Annotated in this window: 17 protein-coding genes and 1 pseudogene; 10 read left to right on the plus strand and 8 right to left on the minus strand. The window is 43.9% G+C overall.

Annotated features, from left to right (window positions below):
* Positions 1-16 precede the first annotated feature (16 nt).
* The 5 genes from K941_RS0107290 to K941_RS0107310 all read left to right on the plus strand — a co-directional run bounded on the left by K941_RS0107290 (position 17) and on the right by K941_RS0107310 (position 3,304).
* On the plus strand, positions 17-925 hold the full coding sequence (locus tag K941_RS0107290; RefSeq protein ID WP_029103102.1) for an HvfB family MNIO-type RiPP peptide maturase: 909 nt from the start codon (positions 17-19) through the stop codon (positions 923-925).
* Between the two features lie 35 nt (positions 926-960).
* A complete protein-coding gene (locus tag K941_RS0107295; RefSeq protein ID WP_029103103.1) occupies positions 961-1,785 on the plus strand; it encodes an HvfC family RiPP maturation protein in 825 nt (274 codons plus the stop codon).
* A 111-nt stretch (positions 1,786-1,896) separates the two neighbouring features.
* On the plus strand, positions 1,897-2,529 hold the full coding sequence (locus tag K941_RS0107300; RefSeq protein ID WP_029103104.1) for an HvfX family Cu-binding RiPP maturation protein: 633 nt from the start codon (positions 1,897-1,899) through the stop codon (positions 2,527-2,529).
* Positions 2,517-3,104, plus strand: a complete 588-nt coding sequence (locus tag K941_RS0107305; RefSeq protein ID WP_029103105.1) for a sigma-70 family RNA polymerase sigma factor — start codon at positions 2,517-2,519, stop codon at positions 3,102-3,104. Before K941_RS0107300 ends, K941_RS0107305 begins: the two co-directional genes overlap by 13 nt.
* An 11-nt stretch (positions 3,105-3,115) precedes the next feature.
* Complete coding sequence (locus K941_RS0107310) at positions 3,116-3,304, plus strand: zf-HC2 domain-containing protein (protein ID WP_029103106.1); 189 nt, start codon at positions 3,116-3,118, stop codon at positions 3,302-3,304.
* 15 nt (positions 3,305-3,319) lie between these two features.
* Here K941_RS0107310 and K941_RS15095 read toward each other — a convergent pair whose 3' ends face one another.
* The 5 genes from K941_RS15095 to K941_RS0107335 form a co-directional block, all read right to left on the minus strand.
* Entirely contained in the window at positions 3,320-4,051 is a 732-nt protein-coding gene (locus K941_RS15095) for a ribonuclease HII (protein ID WP_084137703.1), read from the minus strand.
* Positions 4,052-4,119: 68 nt separating this feature from the next.
* Positions 4,120-6,030, minus strand: a complete 1,911-nt coding sequence (mnmC, locus tag K941_RS0107320) for an FAD-dependent 5-carboxymethylaminomethyl-2-thiouridine(34) oxidoreductase MnmC (protein WP_029103107.1) — start codon at positions 6,028-6,030, stop codon at positions 4,120-4,122.
* Positions 6,031-6,046: 16 nt separating this feature from the next.
* Positions 6,047-6,469 carry a hypothetical protein gene (locus tag K941_RS16380; RefSeq protein ID WP_051225943.1) on the minus strand — a complete coding sequence of 141 codons (423 nt, stop codon included), beginning with the start codon at positions 6,467-6,469 and terminating at the stop codon, positions 6,047-6,049.
* Positions 6,470-6,477: 8 nt separating this feature from the next.
* Positions 6,478-6,783 carry a YciI family protein gene (locus K941_RS0107330; RefSeq protein WP_029103108.1) on the minus strand — a complete coding sequence of 102 codons (306 nt, stop codon included), beginning with the start codon at positions 6,781-6,783 and terminating at the stop codon, positions 6,478-6,480.
* Between the two features lie 199 nt (positions 6,784-6,982).
* Positions 6,983-7,609 (minus strand): inner membrane-spanning protein YciB, encoded by a 627-nt coding sequence (locus K941_RS0107335; RefSeq protein ID WP_029103109.1) that lies wholly within the window; start codon positions 7,607-7,609, stop codon positions 6,983-6,985.
* Between the two features lie 188 nt (positions 7,610-7,797).
* Between K941_RS0107335 and truC the strand changes: the two genes are divergently transcribed.
* Complete coding sequence (truC, locus tag K941_RS0107345) at positions 7,798-8,520, plus strand: tRNA pseudouridine(65) synthase TruC (RefSeq protein WP_029103110.1); 723 nt, start codon at positions 7,798-7,800, stop codon at positions 8,518-8,520.
* Positions 8,521-8,901: 381 nt separating this feature from the next.
* Here the strand turns inward: truC and K941_RS0107350 are convergent, their stop codons facing one another.
* The gene (locus K941_RS0107350; RefSeq protein WP_029103111.1) at positions 8,902-9,981 is read right to left on the minus strand and encodes a 3-deoxy-7-phosphoheptulonate synthase; all 1,080 of its coding nucleotides are present in this window, start codon (positions 9,979-9,981) and stop codon (positions 8,902-8,904) included.
* A 206-nt stretch (positions 9,982-10,187) separates the two neighbouring features.
* On the opposite strand from K941_RS0107350, the gene K941_RS0107360 reads away from it, so the two are divergent.
* The 3 genes from K941_RS0107360 (at position 10,188) to K941_RS17085 (ending at position 12,079) form a co-directional block, all read left to right on the plus strand.
* A complete protein-coding gene (locus tag K941_RS0107360) occupies positions 10,188-10,430 on the plus strand; it encodes a type II toxin-antitoxin system RelB/DinJ family antitoxin (RefSeq protein ID WP_029103112.1) in 243 nt (80 codons plus the stop codon).
* 395 nt (positions 10,431-10,825) lie between these two features.
* On the plus strand, positions 10,826-11,821 hold the full coding sequence (locus K941_RS0107370) for a polyprenyl synthetase family protein (protein ID WP_208854365.1): 996 nt from the start codon (positions 10,826-10,828) through the stop codon (positions 11,819-11,821).
* Between the two features lie 69 nt (positions 11,822-11,890).
* Positions 11,891-12,079: a hypothetical protein gene (locus tag K941_RS17085; protein ID WP_147287577.1), complete on the plus strand. Its 189-nt coding sequence runs from the start codon at positions 11,891-11,893 to the stop codon at positions 12,077-12,079.
* Positions 12,080-12,168: 89 nt separating this feature from the next.
* Here the strand turns inward: K941_RS17085 and K941_RS0107375 are convergent, their stop codons facing one another.
* On the minus strand, positions 12,169-14,313 hold the full coding sequence (locus tag K941_RS0107375; protein ID WP_029103114.1) for a heavy metal translocating P-type ATPase: 2,145 nt from the start codon (positions 14,311-14,313) through the stop codon (positions 12,169-12,171).
* Between the two features lie 165 nt (positions 14,314-14,478).
* Positions 14,479-14,844, minus strand: coding sequence for a hypothetical protein (locus tag K941_RS0107380; protein ID WP_167539593.1), 366 nt, complete (start codon positions 14,842-14,844; stop codon positions 14,479-14,481).
* 149 nt (positions 14,845-14,993) lie between these two features.
* On the opposite strand from K941_RS0107380, the pseudogene K941_RS0107385 reads away from it, so the two are divergent.
* Positions 14,994-15,216, plus strand: a pseudogene (locus K941_RS0107385) (IS5/IS1182 family transposase); the annotation flags it as partial.

Here is a 15,216-nt window from a genome sequence, read left to right on the forward strand (position 1 = left end):
TAATTAGGAAAATGACATGATAAATAAAAGACCATTACACGGGGCAGGGCTTGGCTTTCGCCGTGAGTTATTGCCACAAATGTCTCTTGATGATGCCAATGCCATTCATCAATTAAGCCAGATTGATTTTTTTGAAGTGTCGCCTGAAAATTGGATAAACTCCCACGGAATTATGGGCGGACGTTTTGAAAATATCTTGCGTGCTTATAGCGAGCGGTTTTCTTTTATTTGTCATGGACTTTCTTTGTCTATTGGCAGTTCAAAAGAATTGGACGTGGCTCATGTAAATAATATTAAGCATTTTATGAAGTCGCATAACATCAATTTATTTACCGAGCATTTGTCTTGGTGTAGTGATGACAAAGGGCATTTGTATGATTTATTGCCCATTCCTTGCACCGAAGAAGCGGTATTTTGGGTTGCCGAGCGTATTAAAAAAGTACAAGATATTTTAGGCTCTCAAATTGGCATTGAAAACGCCTCATATTATTATCTACCGCCCCAAAGCCAAATGTCCGACAGTGAATTTATTTCTGCGGTGGTAAAAGAAGCTGATTGTTTATTGCATTTAGATGTGAATAATATTTTTGTCAATAGCCAAAACTTTGGTTTTGATCCACACCAATATTTGCGTGAATTGCCGCTCGAGCGGACGTGTTATTTGCACGTTGCTGGGCATTATGTGGATGATGACGGCTTGATTGTGGATACGCATGGCGATAGTGTGGTGGAGCGTGTTTGGGCGTTATTAAATGACGCTTATGGTTTGATATTTGCCAAAACAGGTAAAGCGGCAGATAAGATTCCGACTTGTTTGGAGCGTGATTTTAATTTCCCAGAACTTAGCGAGCTTACCCGTGAAGTTAAATTCATTCGGGAAATTCAAGAACGCCATAAAAATAATTCTACATTTAAATTGGCTTAATTATTTTAATGATAATTTAATAAAATGGCATAACAATGATGATTGATAAAGCACCCAAGTTACGCATCTTTCATCGTGAATTTGGCGATTATATCCGCAAACAAAAACACGATAATACCGATACCGTGCCTGCTCGTGTGGGGCAATTATATCAAAATCTGATTTATAATAATGTCTCTGGTTTTGTCAATCAATGCTTTCCCATTACTCGCAGTATTATTGAGACGCATTTTGGCATATTGGTTTGGCAAAATCTGATTAAAGATTTTTTAAAACATGGCGATATGGCAAGTCCGTATTTTAGTGAAATTACCGAGCAATTTGTCGGCTATTTGACCGATGATGTTTTGACAAAATTTGATTTGCCCATTTATTTGTCCGAATTTGCTCATTATGAATGGGTGGAATTGTTTGTAGATAATCTACCGAACAATAATCCCAAGCCTATTTTAATGCATCAAAATACGCCCATTTTTATCAATCATACCGCCCAGATTTTATATTATGAATGGGCGGTGCAGGATATTAGCGTGGCATTTTCTCCCAGTCAAAAAAGCCCGACTTTTTTGGTGGTGTATCGTAAAGTGGTGGACGGTACATTTAAAACGGCATTTATGACCATAAGCCAGCTTAGTTTTATCATACTAACCTTTATGCAAGAAAAGCAAAATGAAGAGGTATGTTATCAAAATACAAATGAGTTATTGGCAGAGCTACAACGCACCTTTGAATTAAATGATGAGATTTTTGATAATATCAAAACTTCGTTTGATGATTTGGTCAATACAATGATTGATAATCAAATTTTTTATAACAGACTTCCTGCAAAACCCAAAAATAAGGAAAACCGTTCGTGGTGAGCTTGTCGAACCATAACGGTTTTCCGCCACCCCTCAACAAGCTCGGGGCGAACGGAAAGCCTAGTTTTGCAGGAAGTCTAACCAATCTTTTTAATAAAAATAAGGTAAATTATGATAAAAAAATACAGCACTTATTACAATAAATTTGTTGTAAATTTAAATAAATTGGACTTTTTGCCATTATTCGCCATTCGTCTTTATCTTGCCCCTGTGTTTATTATGGCAGGGCTAACCAAATACCGTTCGTTTGATGATACGGCACAGTGGTTTGGTAATGCCGATTGGGGGCTTGGTTTGCCATTTGCATCCTTTTGGGTGGCAATGGTGATTGTTGCTGAATTGATTGGTGGTGTGGCGTTATTACTCGGCGTGGCGACTCGTTTTTTTGGCGTGTTATTGGCAATCACAATGGCGGTTGCCATGCTTCTTGTGCATTTAAAAAACGGCTGGCACGCCATTACCCCAACCGACCCTGCGACCAATATCGCCCAATTATTTGGCGGATTGGGACAGGCAAGTTTGGATAATTCCATACAAGCGGGCGAGCGATTAAATAAAGCCCGTGAAATCTTACAAACGCATGGCAATTATGACTGGCTCACCGAAACGGGTAATTTTGTGGTTTTAAATAATGGCATAGAATTTGGCATGACTTATTTTATCATGTTACTTGTGCTAATTATTTATGGAGCAGGGCGTTATATAAGCATGGACTTTTGGATAAATAAAAAATGCACCAAATAGAATTACGCCAATTTGATAAAAAAAGCATGGACGAGATATATCAGTCCATGTTTGCTTTTGCGTATAACCAATTAAATCACGAACAGCACGCCGAAGATGTGGTGCAAGATGCCCTCTTAAATGCCTTAAAATACGCCGATAGTTTTCAAGGAAAGTCCGCCTTTAAAACATGGGTATTTGCCATTTTAAAAAATAAAATTGCCGACTTTATCCGCCAAAACAAACATTATGAAGTCATGAGCGACATGAGTGAAAATAGCGATGAAGAGTTTTTGGCAATGCTGTTTGATGATATTGGGCATTGGCAAAACGGTTCATCGCCAAATGCCTTTGATAATCGCTGGGCAAGTCCGCATGAAACAGCTGAAAATGATGAATTTTGGCAAGTATTGGAACTTTGTTTGGAGAATCTGCCCAAAGAGCAGGCACAAGTTTTTTTGATGAAAGAATATATAGAATTGGATAGTGATGAGATTTGTAAGAATTTAAATATCACTCGACAGAATTTATATGTGTTATTGCACAGAGCCAGATTAAGATTGCAAATGTGTTTGTCGGTAAAATGGTTTGTTTAGAGGGGGATACAATGAAACAATTAAAGAATTGCCAAAAAATGACTGAACTTATGAGTCTGTCACAAGAAGAGCCATTGACTTTATCTCAAAAAATGACGGTGAAATTTCATCTTTTGATGTGTCCTGAATGTCCTAGGTTTGATGATAATAATCGGGTGTTAAAAGAGATGATAAAACAGCATAAAAATTTAAAGGGATGATTTTTGTTAAAGCGATTAAAAAAGCTGATTTGACAACATCGTCCGCATGGGATTAAAACTTTTGCGATGTTCGGGCAATACCCCATGCTCATAAATGGCGGTGGTATGGGCTTTACTGGCATAGCCTTTGTGCTTGTCTAGTCCATAATCAGGATAAATCTTGGCATAGTCGCTTATGACGGTATCACGATGAACCTTGGCAAGGATACTAGCACAAGCGATAGACGTGTGAAGGCTGTCGCCCTTGATGAGCGTGTGAATGCACGGCTGAAAATCGGTAAAGTCATCGGACAGCGTGGGCGCAGCGTTGCCGTCTATCACGATGATAAGATTGTCGTTTTTGCCAATATCATTTAACGTTATCAAGTGTTCAATCGCCAATCTCATGCCAAGTAAAGTCGCTTGATAAATGTCAATCGTATCAATCACATAAGCAGGAATGTCAATAATGACATAGCTTTGGCAGGTTTGCTTAATCGGGTCAAAGACCAAATTCCGCTTTTTTTCGGACAATTTTTTGCTGTCGTTGATAAGAGCAAGGGGCGTATTTGTCAGGTCAATTTGCCCAAATTCGCCCGTCGAATCATTATCCAAAATCACCGCCCCAACGGTCATTTGCCCAAACAGTGAGCCCCGCCCCACTTCATCAATGCCGATGACAAAAGTGCGTGATGTGGGCTCGTGATTTTTGTGGGCGACAACGGTGCAAGTGTGGGCGTGCGTGTTTTGGGTGTGGGCTTTTATCATGGTATTTTTAAAATTATAAAAACCGTTCGTGCTGAGCTTGTCGAAGCATGGCGGTTTTTTGCGTAAATTTATCTATTTTGGTCAATCGGTGTTTGCAGGCGTGGACGGTTTGGGTTTAATTTATCCAATAAAATATGAGAGACAGGCAATGGCTCATCAAAAATCAACCCTGCCAAAATCTCACCACAAATCGGAGCAAAACTAAACCCCTTTGATCCCATGCCATAGACGGTGTATAGTCCATGATTGCCCATTTTACCGCCAACTTGACCGCCTATTTCTCCGACTAGGGGGTGGTAATCAGGTGTTTGGGCTCGTATGCTTGCCCGTCCGTGCAAGTCCTTGATATTGATGTTTAACTCATCGGCAAGGCATGGTAAGCTCTGGCGAAGTTTATCCAAATTAAACTCATGCTCATCATCACGCACCGCCATGTCGGTATCGTTACGCACAAAACTTGCTCCCATTAAAAAGGTGGGCGTGCCGTCTTTATCAAAAGTGGCACAATAGCCGTCATATTTTATCGGGGTGGCAAGTTTGGCTTTTAACTTATCAGACATATGGCGAATATCAAGCCATGAGACTTGCCCACGGATTTTTCTGGGGTTAAATAATTCATCACTTAATAAATAACTTTCAAACCCTGCACAAATGACCATGATGTCGGCAGATAGCTCTCTATCGTCATTTTTTATCGTCCATGTGTTATTATCTTTTGTGATGTGTTTGGCATGAAACTGTTTAAATTGGATTAAAGGATTGGCTAAAATAAAATCCGCCAATTTGTGCGTATCAATTAGACCTGCTTTTGGCGTGTGGGTATTGATGAGTTGCTTATTAAAATCGGCATTGCGTGAATTAAGGTTTTTATTAAAAATGCCAATCAGTTCATCAGGATAGCTGTTTGCCAAATGGGCCAACTTTTCATGCGATTTTTGCGTGGGTAATAAAAAATCTATCGCCCCTGTTTGGGAGAATATCTCATCATTTGATGATTGATTAAACGCTTTGTAAATCCGCTCGGCATATAAAAAGCTGACGGTAGGCAGATGATTGGGAGCGTCTGATAATTGGGTGAGCTTAGGGGCGAATAAGGCTTTTGGGTTGCCTGATGCTCCTGATAATGGGGCGGTTTTGTCAATCAAAGTAACTTCTACGCCACGGCTTGCTAACGCATGAGCGGTAAAAAGTCCTGATACGCCAGCTCCGATGATGATGGCGGTTTTTGGGGTAGGTTTTGGCGTGGTCTTGGGTGTGGTCTTGCTGTCAAAAGTGGCGGTTATCATCTCACGCTTACGTCCAAAGCCCTTGATTTTTTGTACAGTCATGCCGATAGCGGTTAAGGCTCGTCTGACCGCCCCACTACTGGTAAAGGTGGCAAGGGTGGTGTTAGGTCTAGATAGGCGTTTGATTTGGTTAAAAATCTCGTCTGACCACAACTCGCTGTTTTTGGTAGGGGCAAAACCGTCTAGAAACCAAGCATCCACAAGCCCATCACCCATTTTACAAAAACTATCCAACGCATCGCCTAGCCATAAATCTAGCGTGATATTGCCAAAATGCAAGCGATGACACCCCGTTAAGGCAAGCGGATAATTATCCAGTAAATCCTTGATAAATGGAGCGGTTTGTTCGTCCTGCCACACCGCTAGGGCGGTGGTTAGGTCGGCATGAGAGAGCGGATATTTTTCGGTACTGACAAAGTACAGACGAGCGGACGGCGGGGCGGTTTGTTGCCAAAGTAGGCAGGTTGCCAAAAAGTTTAGCCCTGTGCCAAAGCCTGTCTCCATGATGACAAAATGCTCATGTTCGCCCAAATTGGCAAAGCGGTGGGGCAAATCATTGCCTTGCAAAAAGACATGATTGGTCTCATCAAATCCACCCGCTTTTGAAAAATAAATGTCGTCAAACTGCTCGGATGTGGGCGTGATGTTACCCAAACTGTCGGTTTGCCATGTGATGTTTGCGGTCTGTATCATGGTCTGTCAGGTCGGTTTATTTGCGTTTCATGATGAGTGACGCTAGGATAAAGCCAAGGATGAACGACACCAAGGTGCTGATAACGCCATAAAGAAACAACTGTCCACTACGTTCATTAACCAACACATTGACCTGCGTGGTCAGCTCGTCAATACGCCCTTGTAGTTCGCTGTTTTTGGCGAGTAGCTCGGTATTGGCACGGGACAGCTCATTATCGTCGGGGCTGTTCAGCTCGGCAATGGTGGGAGCGTTGGGGTCGTGCGGGCTGGCAGGCGGTGGCGGAACGGGGGTTTGGCTCTCTGCGTTCTCACTCTCGCTGGCATTGCCATTGGTGCTGGCGGTGGGCGTGCCAGATGTCGCATTGGAGGCGGTTTGAGCAAGGCTGACCTCAGGCAGTAAGGCGGTGGCAAGCAAGGCGATAATGATGGCAACTCTCATGGCAATTCTCAGGCGTCACTGTCGGCAGGCAAGGCTTGGATAAAGGGGCGAATGTCCACATGGCTATACACACCGCCATGCAAATACGGCTCGTCATTTGCCCATGCTCGGGCTTGCTCGATGTCATCAAAATGGGCAATGATAAGGCTGCCGCTCATGGCAGGTTCGCCGTGTGTGATAGGCGTGGGGCCTGCGATGACAAGGCGGTTTTGGGCGTGTAGGGCGGTCAGTCGCTCGATGTGAGCAGGGCGAATCTCGGCACGTTTGGCGGTGCTGTCAGCAACATCATGACCGATAATGGCAAATAGTGGCATGGGTTTTCCTAATTGTTGGTTAAATTTTATGGGTAATTTGGGTTATATTTTGCAGAGGTAATATCGCTAAAAATCCAAAATTTGATAGGTTTTAAAAGGGCGCATCGCAATTTGTCCTTACGCATTGTTGGTAATTTATACACCAATTTCAACTTTCAATGTTTTTTTGAATATCTAAACATTTGGTGGTTATGATAACTTACTTTTTTATCGCCGTTTCATCTATCTTAATGTGTTTACGCAGAACGACAAACATACCGACCATAAAGCTTATCATGACAATAATATCGCCAAAGGCGGTAAACTCGCCCCAGTACTCGCCCCCCATAAAGACAAAGGCAAAAAATGCGTGCAGGCTTGCCATCAGTACAAAAAATCCTGCCCATGTTAGATTAAGTTTTTTCCATGCTGATGATGATAAGTCAAAAATGGGAGCGAACAGTTTTTGAATGGCGGATTCTTTGTTGTTCAAAAAAAACGGCGATAAAAACAAGGCAAGGGCAAAGCCTAGATTAATCAGCACCGCTTTTAGGCGAATATAAAAATCATCACGCAAGGCAAGGGTCAGCCCGCCAAACACCACGGTCATCAGTAGCACAAAAATCTGCTGTTTTTGTAGACGAAATTTTTGACTGACAAACAAAAAGCCATACACCACAAGCGTGGCAAGGGTTAGCCCTGCGGTCGCCACGATGATGTGGTTGTTGCTCTCGCCCCCTGTCAAGCCGATGGCAGTCAGTAGGGGGTGGGCAGGATTGTCCTTGTCTGTGGTTTTATACAGATAAAAAAAGACAATGATGGGAATGTAGTCAAGTAGGGCTTTCATGGGCGTGATGTATCTAAAAGATGCTATTTTACACGCTTTTGGGGGTAAAAGTAAAATAAATTGGGATTTGGTGGGTGATTTTGCAAGATGAATAAATTGCAAGATAAACTGGCGTTATTTGTTCTAGCAAGGTAAAATACTGCCCCAGTCGCTCTATCGGGCAAGCTAAATAAATCGGAAACGGCAAAATGTTACAAATTTTATATCAAGATGATGACGTGGTGGCGGTAAACAAACCTGCTGGTATGCTTGTTCATCGCTCATGGCTTGACAAGCACGAGATAGTGTTTGTGATGACGGTTTTGCGTGATATGCTTGGGCAACACGTTTTCCCTGTTCATCGGCTAGACCGCCCGACATCAGGGGTGCTATTATTTGCTAAGTCGTCAGACGTGGCACGGACATTATCTTTACAATTTGAAAAGCACACGGTAGAAAAGTCGTATCTGGCGGTGGTGCGTGGGTATTTGCTCGGCAGTGGGCGGATTGATTATCCCTTAAAGGTCAAACTTGATAAAATCGCTGATAAATTTGCCAGTAGCGACAAAGAGCCACAGTCCGCCATGACTGATTATGAGAATTTGGCAACGTGCGAAATGCCCTTTGTCTCGGTCGATAGATACGCCACATCTCGGTATAGCCTTATGAAACTTATCCCAGTTACAGGGCGAAAACACCAATTAAGACGGCACATGACGCACCTATTTCATCCGATTGTCGGCGATACCACGCATGGCGACACCGCCCAAAATCGTGCGGTGGCAGAGTTTACGGGCATATCAAGGCTACTTTTGCACGCTCATACTTTGGCATTTGATGACATGAGTGGTAAGCGTATCACGGTGGTCGCCCCGATAGATGATGGATTTGGTAAGGTGGTGCGTGATTTTGGGTGGGGTAATTTGCTCTAATAATGTTGTGTTTGACAAAACCACCCAATTGAACCAACCTCCAAATCTTAGACATGAGATAAAAGGCTGGGTTGTTGCAAGTGGTTGTATTAACCCCGATTGGACTAAGATTCTGTAAGTTTACAGGACTTAGCCCTTTTGGTTTGCTCTTTATTCTACAGCGAACAAAATTGAATTCTGCACGCAAGCCGTTCACCCTGAGCTTGCCTGCGGGTTGGTTTCCATTATGGTTCGACTTAGCTCATCACGAACGAAAAACCTTAGCACTTTTTCATTTTGCAGAGTGTACTTTTTTAGGCTAAAGTCTTTATAGGGTATAGAAAACAATAAAGGCGAATCGCTCCGCCTTTATTTATGGATTTAAGGTTTTTACCGCCAGTTTTAACGATTTGGCAAATGCTCTTTGACATCTTTGGCAAATTGACGTAACACATCAACCGTGCTATCCCAATCTAAGCAACCGTCCGTAACTGATTTGCCGTATTCTAGCTGGCTTAGGTCGGCAGGGATATTTTGGCGACCGCCTTTTAGGTGGCTTTCAATCATGAGACCCATGATAGATTTGTTGCCTTTTTGGATTTGTCCTGCGATGTTTTGGATAACCATGGGCTGTAAGTAGGGGTCTTTGCCAGAGTTGGCATGGCTTGCATCTACCATGATTTTGCCGTTGGTTTTGCCACGGGCAAGCTCGTTTTCGGCGGCTGCGATGGCAGTCTCATCATAGTTGGGCTGGTCGTTACCGCCACGCAAGACAACGTGGGCGTATTTGTTGCCTTTGGATTTGATGATAGAGACTTGTCCGTCTGATGACAAGCCTAAGAAACTATGCCCTGAGCTGACCGCTTGCATGGCGTTTACTGCCACAGTCATGGAGCCGTCCGTACCGTTTTTAAAACCGACAGGGCAAGACAAACCGCTTGACATTTCACGGTGGGTTTGTGATTCGGTGGTTCTGGCTCCGATTGCCGACCAGCTAATCAAATCTTGCATGTATTGGGGGGTGTTAGGGTCAAGGGCTTCGGTGGCACAGGGTAAGCCTTTTTCATTAAGCTCCAAAAGTAGCTTACGAGCCATACCAAGTCCTTTTTCGATGTCAAAACTATCGTCCATGTTCGGGTCATTGATAAGCCCTTTCCAGCCTGTGGTGGTGCGTGGCTTTTCAAAGTATACACGCATGACGATAAATAGCTCGTCTTTTAGCTCGTCCGCCAACACTTTTAATTTGTCCGCATACTCATGGGCGGCATTGACATCATGGATAGAGCAAGGTCCGACCACGACTAGGATACGCTTGTCTATGCCATCCAAAATGTCTTCGATGACCTTGCGACCGTGTAGCACGGTGCTAAATGCTTGGCTAGATAGGGGGTAGGTGCGTTTTAGTTCGGCGGGGGTGATTAGGGGTGTGATTTTTTCAATATTCACATCATCAATTTCTGTATGGTGGGTTAAAAAAGACATAATACCTGCCTGTATTTATTGGGTTTGGTCAAAGGGGTATTATGCACAGTTTTGCACCGTTTGACAAGATGAAAAGTGAGAAAAAGGGCAAAAATTTTAAAAATAGTTTATGGATTTTTATAAATTGATAATTTATGGTTATTCTTGAAAGATAAAAAAGTTGTGTTATAATTGTATTGACAAATTTATAGACAAATAGGTGTATTATGGCAACTATCGTGGCTCGTGTGGACGATGACCTAAAAGCCCAATCATTTTTGGCATTGCAAGAACTTGGCGTGACGCCGTCTGAGCTTATCCGCCAAACCTTGCAATATGTGGCTTATCACAAAAAATTACCCTTTAAGACGGTGGTTTTGACCGATGAAGACAGTGAGCTTTTAGCCCTTGCCAAAGAACGCCTTGATAATCCTGCCCCACGCATCAAAGTCAGTTTGGACGAGCTTTAATGTGTCAATTAATGTATGAATTAGAATTTGACGAGCGAGCCTTAAAAGAATGACAAAAACTGGGCGACACCATAAAAACGCAGTTTAAAAAGAGACTGGCTAAGGTGCTACAAAATCCATACATCATCGCCAATCGCCTAAGCGGTGGATAAAATTTATACAAAATCAAATTATGCTCGGCAGGTTATCGCCTTGTGTATCAAGTTGAAGACGATAAAGTGTGGTGTTTGTCATCGTGGTGGGTAAGCGTGAGAAAAATGCCGTCTATGACACCGCCGAAGAACGGCTTGCCGAACGTCAATCGGACAATCAAGACACGCAATCTGCCAAATAACCCTTTTGCCCAATGCCCCGAAATGTGCTATCATAGCCCTATTTTAGTTTTGAGAATGACAATGACCACGCCCACTTATTCTGAGATTTTATCCGTTGTTGCTGATGATTTTGCCGTCATGGACAAGCAGGTTTTTGGCTCGCTAAATTCCAAAGTTCAGCTCATCATGAAAGTGTCTGACCACGTCATCAACGCAGGCGGTAAGCGTATGCGACCTTTGATGACCCTGCTCATCTCACGCATGATAAAGGATGAGCAGTACAAGCCAAGCCTAGAACTTGGGGCGATTACCGAGATGCTCCATACCGCCACGCTCGTGCATGATGACGTGATTGATGAGTCTGGCATGAGACGGGGGCGACCGACTGCCAACGCCACTTGGAACAACGCCACGGCTGTACTGGTGGGCGACTATCTCATCGCTCGCTCGTTCAACCTTTTGACGGGGTTTGGCGACATGACCTTATTAAAGCTGTTCTCGGACGGAACGTGCGACATTGCCGAAGGCGAAGTCTTGCAACTGCAACACCAACACAACATCGAGACGACCGAAAGCGACTACCTACAAATCATTGATGGTAAGACTTCACGGCTTTTTATGATGGCGTGCGTGGGAGCGGCTTTGCTTCATGGTAAGCATGATGACAAGGAGTTACTTGCCAATTTGTCCGATTTTGGGCAACATTTTGGCAATGCCTTTCAGATGATTGATGATGTGCTAGACTTTATGGGTGACAGTCAAACGATGGGCAAAAATCTGGGCGACGACCTAGCCGAAGGCAAGCCGACTTTACCGATTATCAAAACCTTAGAAATCCTAAAACAAGCCAATAGCGATGACTATGACAAGCTAAGAATTGCCGTACAAACAGGCAAAACGGACAATGCCGAGACGCTCATCGGCTTGGTGAAATCATCAGGGGCGTTGGAATACTGTAAAAATCGAGCGTTGGACGAAACTTGCCTTGCTCAAATGGCTCTCATGAAACTGCCTGATAACAAATACCGCCATGCGTTATATCAATTGACCCAATTGGCGAGTGCCAGATTGGTATGATTTTAAAAACTACCGTTATCTAATGAACCACCCCCAAAGCTTGCCACTCTAACCTTTGGGGTGCTTTCTATGGCAAAATACACAACCGACTTTAAACTGTCTGTGATTGAGTATTATCTTAATCATCACAGTTACACTCTACAAAATGAAAAAGCACCACGGTTTTTCGTTCGTGGTGAGCTATGCCTACCCATGACGGAAACCGACCCGCAGGCAAGCTTGTGGCGAACGGAAAACCTAGTTCAGCATACTTTTTAGACCACTACCTAATTTTTTAATCAATTTATTTTAAAAATAAATTTAATCACAATTTGGTGCGTGGTACGCGCCTTACCAATATCTTGATTTTAATTGATTTCATCTTTTAAATCCACCCCCTTTAACCTAAGCGCATTGGCAAGCACCGACAGCGAACTTAACGCCATGGCGATACTGGCTATCATCGGATTTAGCACACCAATCATCGCAAGCGGTATGCCGATGACGTTATAAATAAAGGCAAAAAATAGGTTTTGCTTGATGTTGGTTAGGGTCAATTTGGCGATTTTGTGGGCGTGATAAACACTCATCGCCCCGTCCGTCTCCGACTGTATGAGCCGAACACTTGCCGAGCCTGTCGCCACGTCTGTGGCACCCCCCACCGCCATGCCGATGTCGGCTGTGGTCATTGCTAGGGCGTCATTGATGCCGTCTCCTATCATGGCGGTTTTGTGAGTTTTTTGTAATTCTTTGATTTTTAGGGATTTATCCTGTGGCGATAGCTCCCCATAGCCGTCTATGCCAAGCTCATCTGTCACGCTGTCCACCACGCTTTGACGGTCGCCACTTAGGATAATGGGTGTGATGCCGTCCGCTTTGAGTTTATCAATGAGCGTGCGGGCGTCCGCTTTTAGGGTGTCGGCTAGGGCAAAAATCCCTGCCAACTTGTCATCAATTGCCACAAACACAAGACTGGCTGTGGGATTGGCTTGGATAAAGGCGTGTTCTTTCTCGCCCAAATCAGCATGAACAAAACCGCTCGTCCCCACCCTTACCACGCCCACGCCAGCGATGTCGCCTTGCATGCCTTGCCCTGCTTGGCTTAGGATATTTTGGGCGGTAAATGTCGGGGCGTGATTGTCATGAGCATAAGCGGTTATCGCACGGGCTAGGGGGTGCGTGCTGTGACTCTCAATGCTTGCACTCACGCCAAGTAATGTGGGCGTATCGGTCAGGCTCAGGCTGTCCACCACCACAAGATGACCGTTTGTCAGCGTGCCTGTCTTATCAAAGGCTATCGCCCCAATCTGCCCTGCCGTCTCCAACGCCACCGCGTCCAAAAACTGCACGCCATGCCGACTTGCCACCCCCATGCCTGCCATAATCGCTGTGGGTGTGGCAAGCCCCAACGCACAAGGGCAAGCAATGACCAGCACGGCAACCGCTCGCATGAGTGCGGTGTCAAACTGCCCGAGTATATACCAATTTACCAAAAACGTCAGCACCGAAAGCCCCACCACCACCGGCACAAACACGCCTGCCACACGGTCGGCAAGCCGTGCAATCGGAGCTTTTGTTCCCTGTGCGTGCGACAGTGTGTCCGTCATCTGCCCAAGGGCGGTCTGTGAGCCTGTCGCGTGGGCTTGATAGGCAAAACTGCCGTCCACCACCACGCTCCCTGCCAGTACGTCATCGCCATAAGTTTTTGATAAATAGGCACTTTCGCCCGTTAGATGAGCTTGGGTAATATCCCCTTGACCATCCGTGATGACCCCGTCCACGGCAATTTTGTCGCCATGTTTGGCTTGCAAAATATCGCCCACTTTGACGTCCGCCAACGCCACGTCCGCCCACGCATTATCACGCTTGACCTTGACCGTCTGCGGTAGTAGCTCCATGAGTTTGGATAAGGCATTAAGACTGCCTGTTTTGGTGCGGTGTTCTAGATATTTACCAAGGCTCACAAAAGTCAAAATCATCACGCTTGCTTCAAAATACACATGACCGCCTGTGAGATAAGCATAAGTAGAATACGCCCAAATCATACTCGTCCCCAACGCCACCAGCACGTCCATGCCAAGAAGTCCGCCTCTTATCCCTGCCCACGCTCCTTTATAAAAAGGTGTGGTAAGGGCAAACTGAGCAATGCTTGCTAGCACAAACTGCACCCAATTTGGGGGCATGAGTGCGTGCGAGCCTGTCATCATGCCTGCCATACCCACCCAAAACGGCAAGGACAGCACGCCAAGGGCAATCAAGCGATATGGTGGTGCGTCACTATGGGGCGTGGTTTGGGATTGGTCTTGGACAAATTCCCCTGTAAAGCCTGCCTTTTTTATCCATGTCAAAATCTCATCACAAGATACGCTCTCTGTTGTGCTAAGGGTCAGCGTTTCTGTGGCAAAGTTCACATCAGCACGCTCTACGCACTCTTTTTTATTTAAGACTTTTTCTAGGCGAGTGGCACAGGCTTGGCAGGTCATGCCGTGTATTTTGAAGGTGTGGATGGACATGGTTTGACTCTTTTGATGGATGACAGGGCTTGCCTAATCCCTACTATCTATGGGCAAAGGATTGTTTGTCAATAGCTCATAGGCATGACTGCTTAAATGAGAATTTGGGTTTGTTGATGGTTTAATAATTAAAATGACCACATTCTTATGATTTAAAAAGTATTTTTATGATGGGTTCTTGTTGGTATTTTGTACAATTTTTTCCTTTAAAGTATCAACCCAAGCCTGTGTTTCCGGGGTTTTTACAGGAAATGGATTAAATTCTCTTTGATAATTACTGGCATCTGCCCAGCTGATAAACCTTACTTTATTTCCCAATGTGGTAGGATTTTTAAAGGTTAATTCTACCACATTATTTTTGATAGAAAATAAATAGCGATAAGTAACAGATTGGATATTATCATAATCTATTGTTTCACTTATCTTACCATTTCTAATAAATAACCCATTTTCTACTTCTTTGACTTTATCGGCAAGAATTAAAATATTACTTTTCATATAATTAAAAGTCATCATATGAAAAGCAGTCATTACAATCACAAAAATGAAAAATATGATTGATGAATTGCTTGCCATTGATAGAGCGGTTAAGGTAAAAATACTGATAAAAACCATCCCAATCACATACATTATTTTATATTAGACTTCCTGCAAAACCCATTCTATGCTAAAATACCTCAATGAACTATGAAGCCTCCACACACCTATCCGACACCAAATTCAAACGCTTAGTTGGCATTGAACGCAGGGTTTTTAATGAAATGCTTGCTTGTTTAGAGCAAGCACAAGCTGCTGTACATCAAAGAGGCGGTAGAAAACTTAAAATCAGCATGCCCAATTTGTTAATGGCAACCTTACAGTATTTTAAAGAATATCGCACCTATGAGCAGATAGCCGCTGACT

The sequence above is a fragment of the Moraxella caprae DSM 19149 genome, from assembly GCF_000426885.1.
In the GTDB taxonomy this organism is placed as follows: Bacteria; Pseudomonadota; Gammaproteobacteria; order Pseudomonadales; family Moraxellaceae; genus Moraxella; species Moraxella caprae.

What these genes read in the sequence shown, in the direction of transcription:
- K941_RS0107330 (WP_029103108.1), bottom strand. Translation starts at nt 6,783, where the DNA reads ATGCCACTATTTGCCATTATCGGTCATGATGTTGCTGACAGCACCGCC.
- mnmC (WP_029103107.1), bottom strand. Translation starts at nt 6,030, where the DNA reads ATGATACAGACCGCAAACATCACATGGCAAACCGACAGTTTGGGTAAC.
- K941_RS0107295 (WP_029103103.1), top strand. Translation starts at nt 961, where the DNA reads ATGATGATTGATAAAGCACCCAAGTTACGCATCTTTCATCGTGAATTT.
- truC (WP_029103110.1), top strand. Translation starts at nt 7,798, where the DNA reads ATGTTACAAATTTTATATCAAGATGATGACGTGGTGGCGGTAAACAAA.
- K941_RS0107335 (WP_029103109.1), bottom strand. Translation starts at nt 7,609, where the DNA reads ATGAAAGCCCTACTTGACTACATTCCCATCATTGTCTTTTTTTATCTG.
- K941_RS15095 (WP_084137703.1), bottom strand. Translation starts at nt 4,051, where the DNA reads ATGATAAAAGCCCACACCCAAAACACGCACGCCCACACTTGCACCGTT.
- K941_RS0107375 (WP_029103114.1), bottom strand. Translation starts at nt 14,313, where the DNA reads ATGTCCATCCACACCTTCAAAATACACGGCATGACCTGCCAAGCCTGT.
- K941_RS0107350 (WP_029103111.1), bottom strand. Translation starts at nt 9,981, where the DNA reads ATGTCTTTTTTAACCCACCATACAGAAATTGATGATGTGAATATTGAA.
- K941_RS0107305 (WP_029103105.1), top strand. Translation starts at nt 2,517, where the DNA reads ATGCACCAAATAGAATTACGCCAATTTGATAAAAAAAGCATGGACGAG.
- K941_RS0107290 (WP_029103102.1), top strand. Translation starts at nt 17, where the DNA reads ATGATAAATAAAAGACCATTACACGGGGCAGGGCTTGGCTTTCGCCGT.
- K941_RS16380 (WP_051225943.1), bottom strand. Translation starts at nt 6,469, where the DNA reads ATGAGAGTTGCCATCATTATCGCCTTGCTTGCCACCGCCTTACTGCCT.
- K941_RS0107300 (WP_029103104.1), top strand. Translation starts at nt 1,897, where the DNA reads ATGATAAAAAAATACAGCACTTATTACAATAAATTTGTTGTAAATTTA.
- K941_RS0107380 (WP_167539593.1), bottom strand. Translation starts at nt 14,844, where the DNA reads ATGACTGCTTTTCATATGATGACTTTTAATTATATGAAAAGTAATATT.
- K941_RS0107370 (WP_208854365.1), top strand. Translation starts at nt 10,826, where the DNA reads ATGACCACGCCCACTTATTCTGAGATTTTATCCGTTGTTGCTGATGAT.
- K941_RS0107360 (WP_029103112.1), top strand. Translation starts at nt 10,188, where the DNA reads ATGGCAACTATCGTGGCTCGTGTGGACGATGACCTAAAAGCCCAATCA.
- K941_RS17085 (WP_147287577.1), top strand. Translation starts at nt 11,891, where the DNA reads ATGGCAAAATACACAACCGACTTTAAACTGTCTGTGATTGAGTATTAT.
- K941_RS0107310 (WP_029103106.1), top strand. Translation starts at nt 3,116, where the DNA reads ATGAAACAATTAAAGAATTGCCAAAAAATGACTGAACTTATGAGTCTG.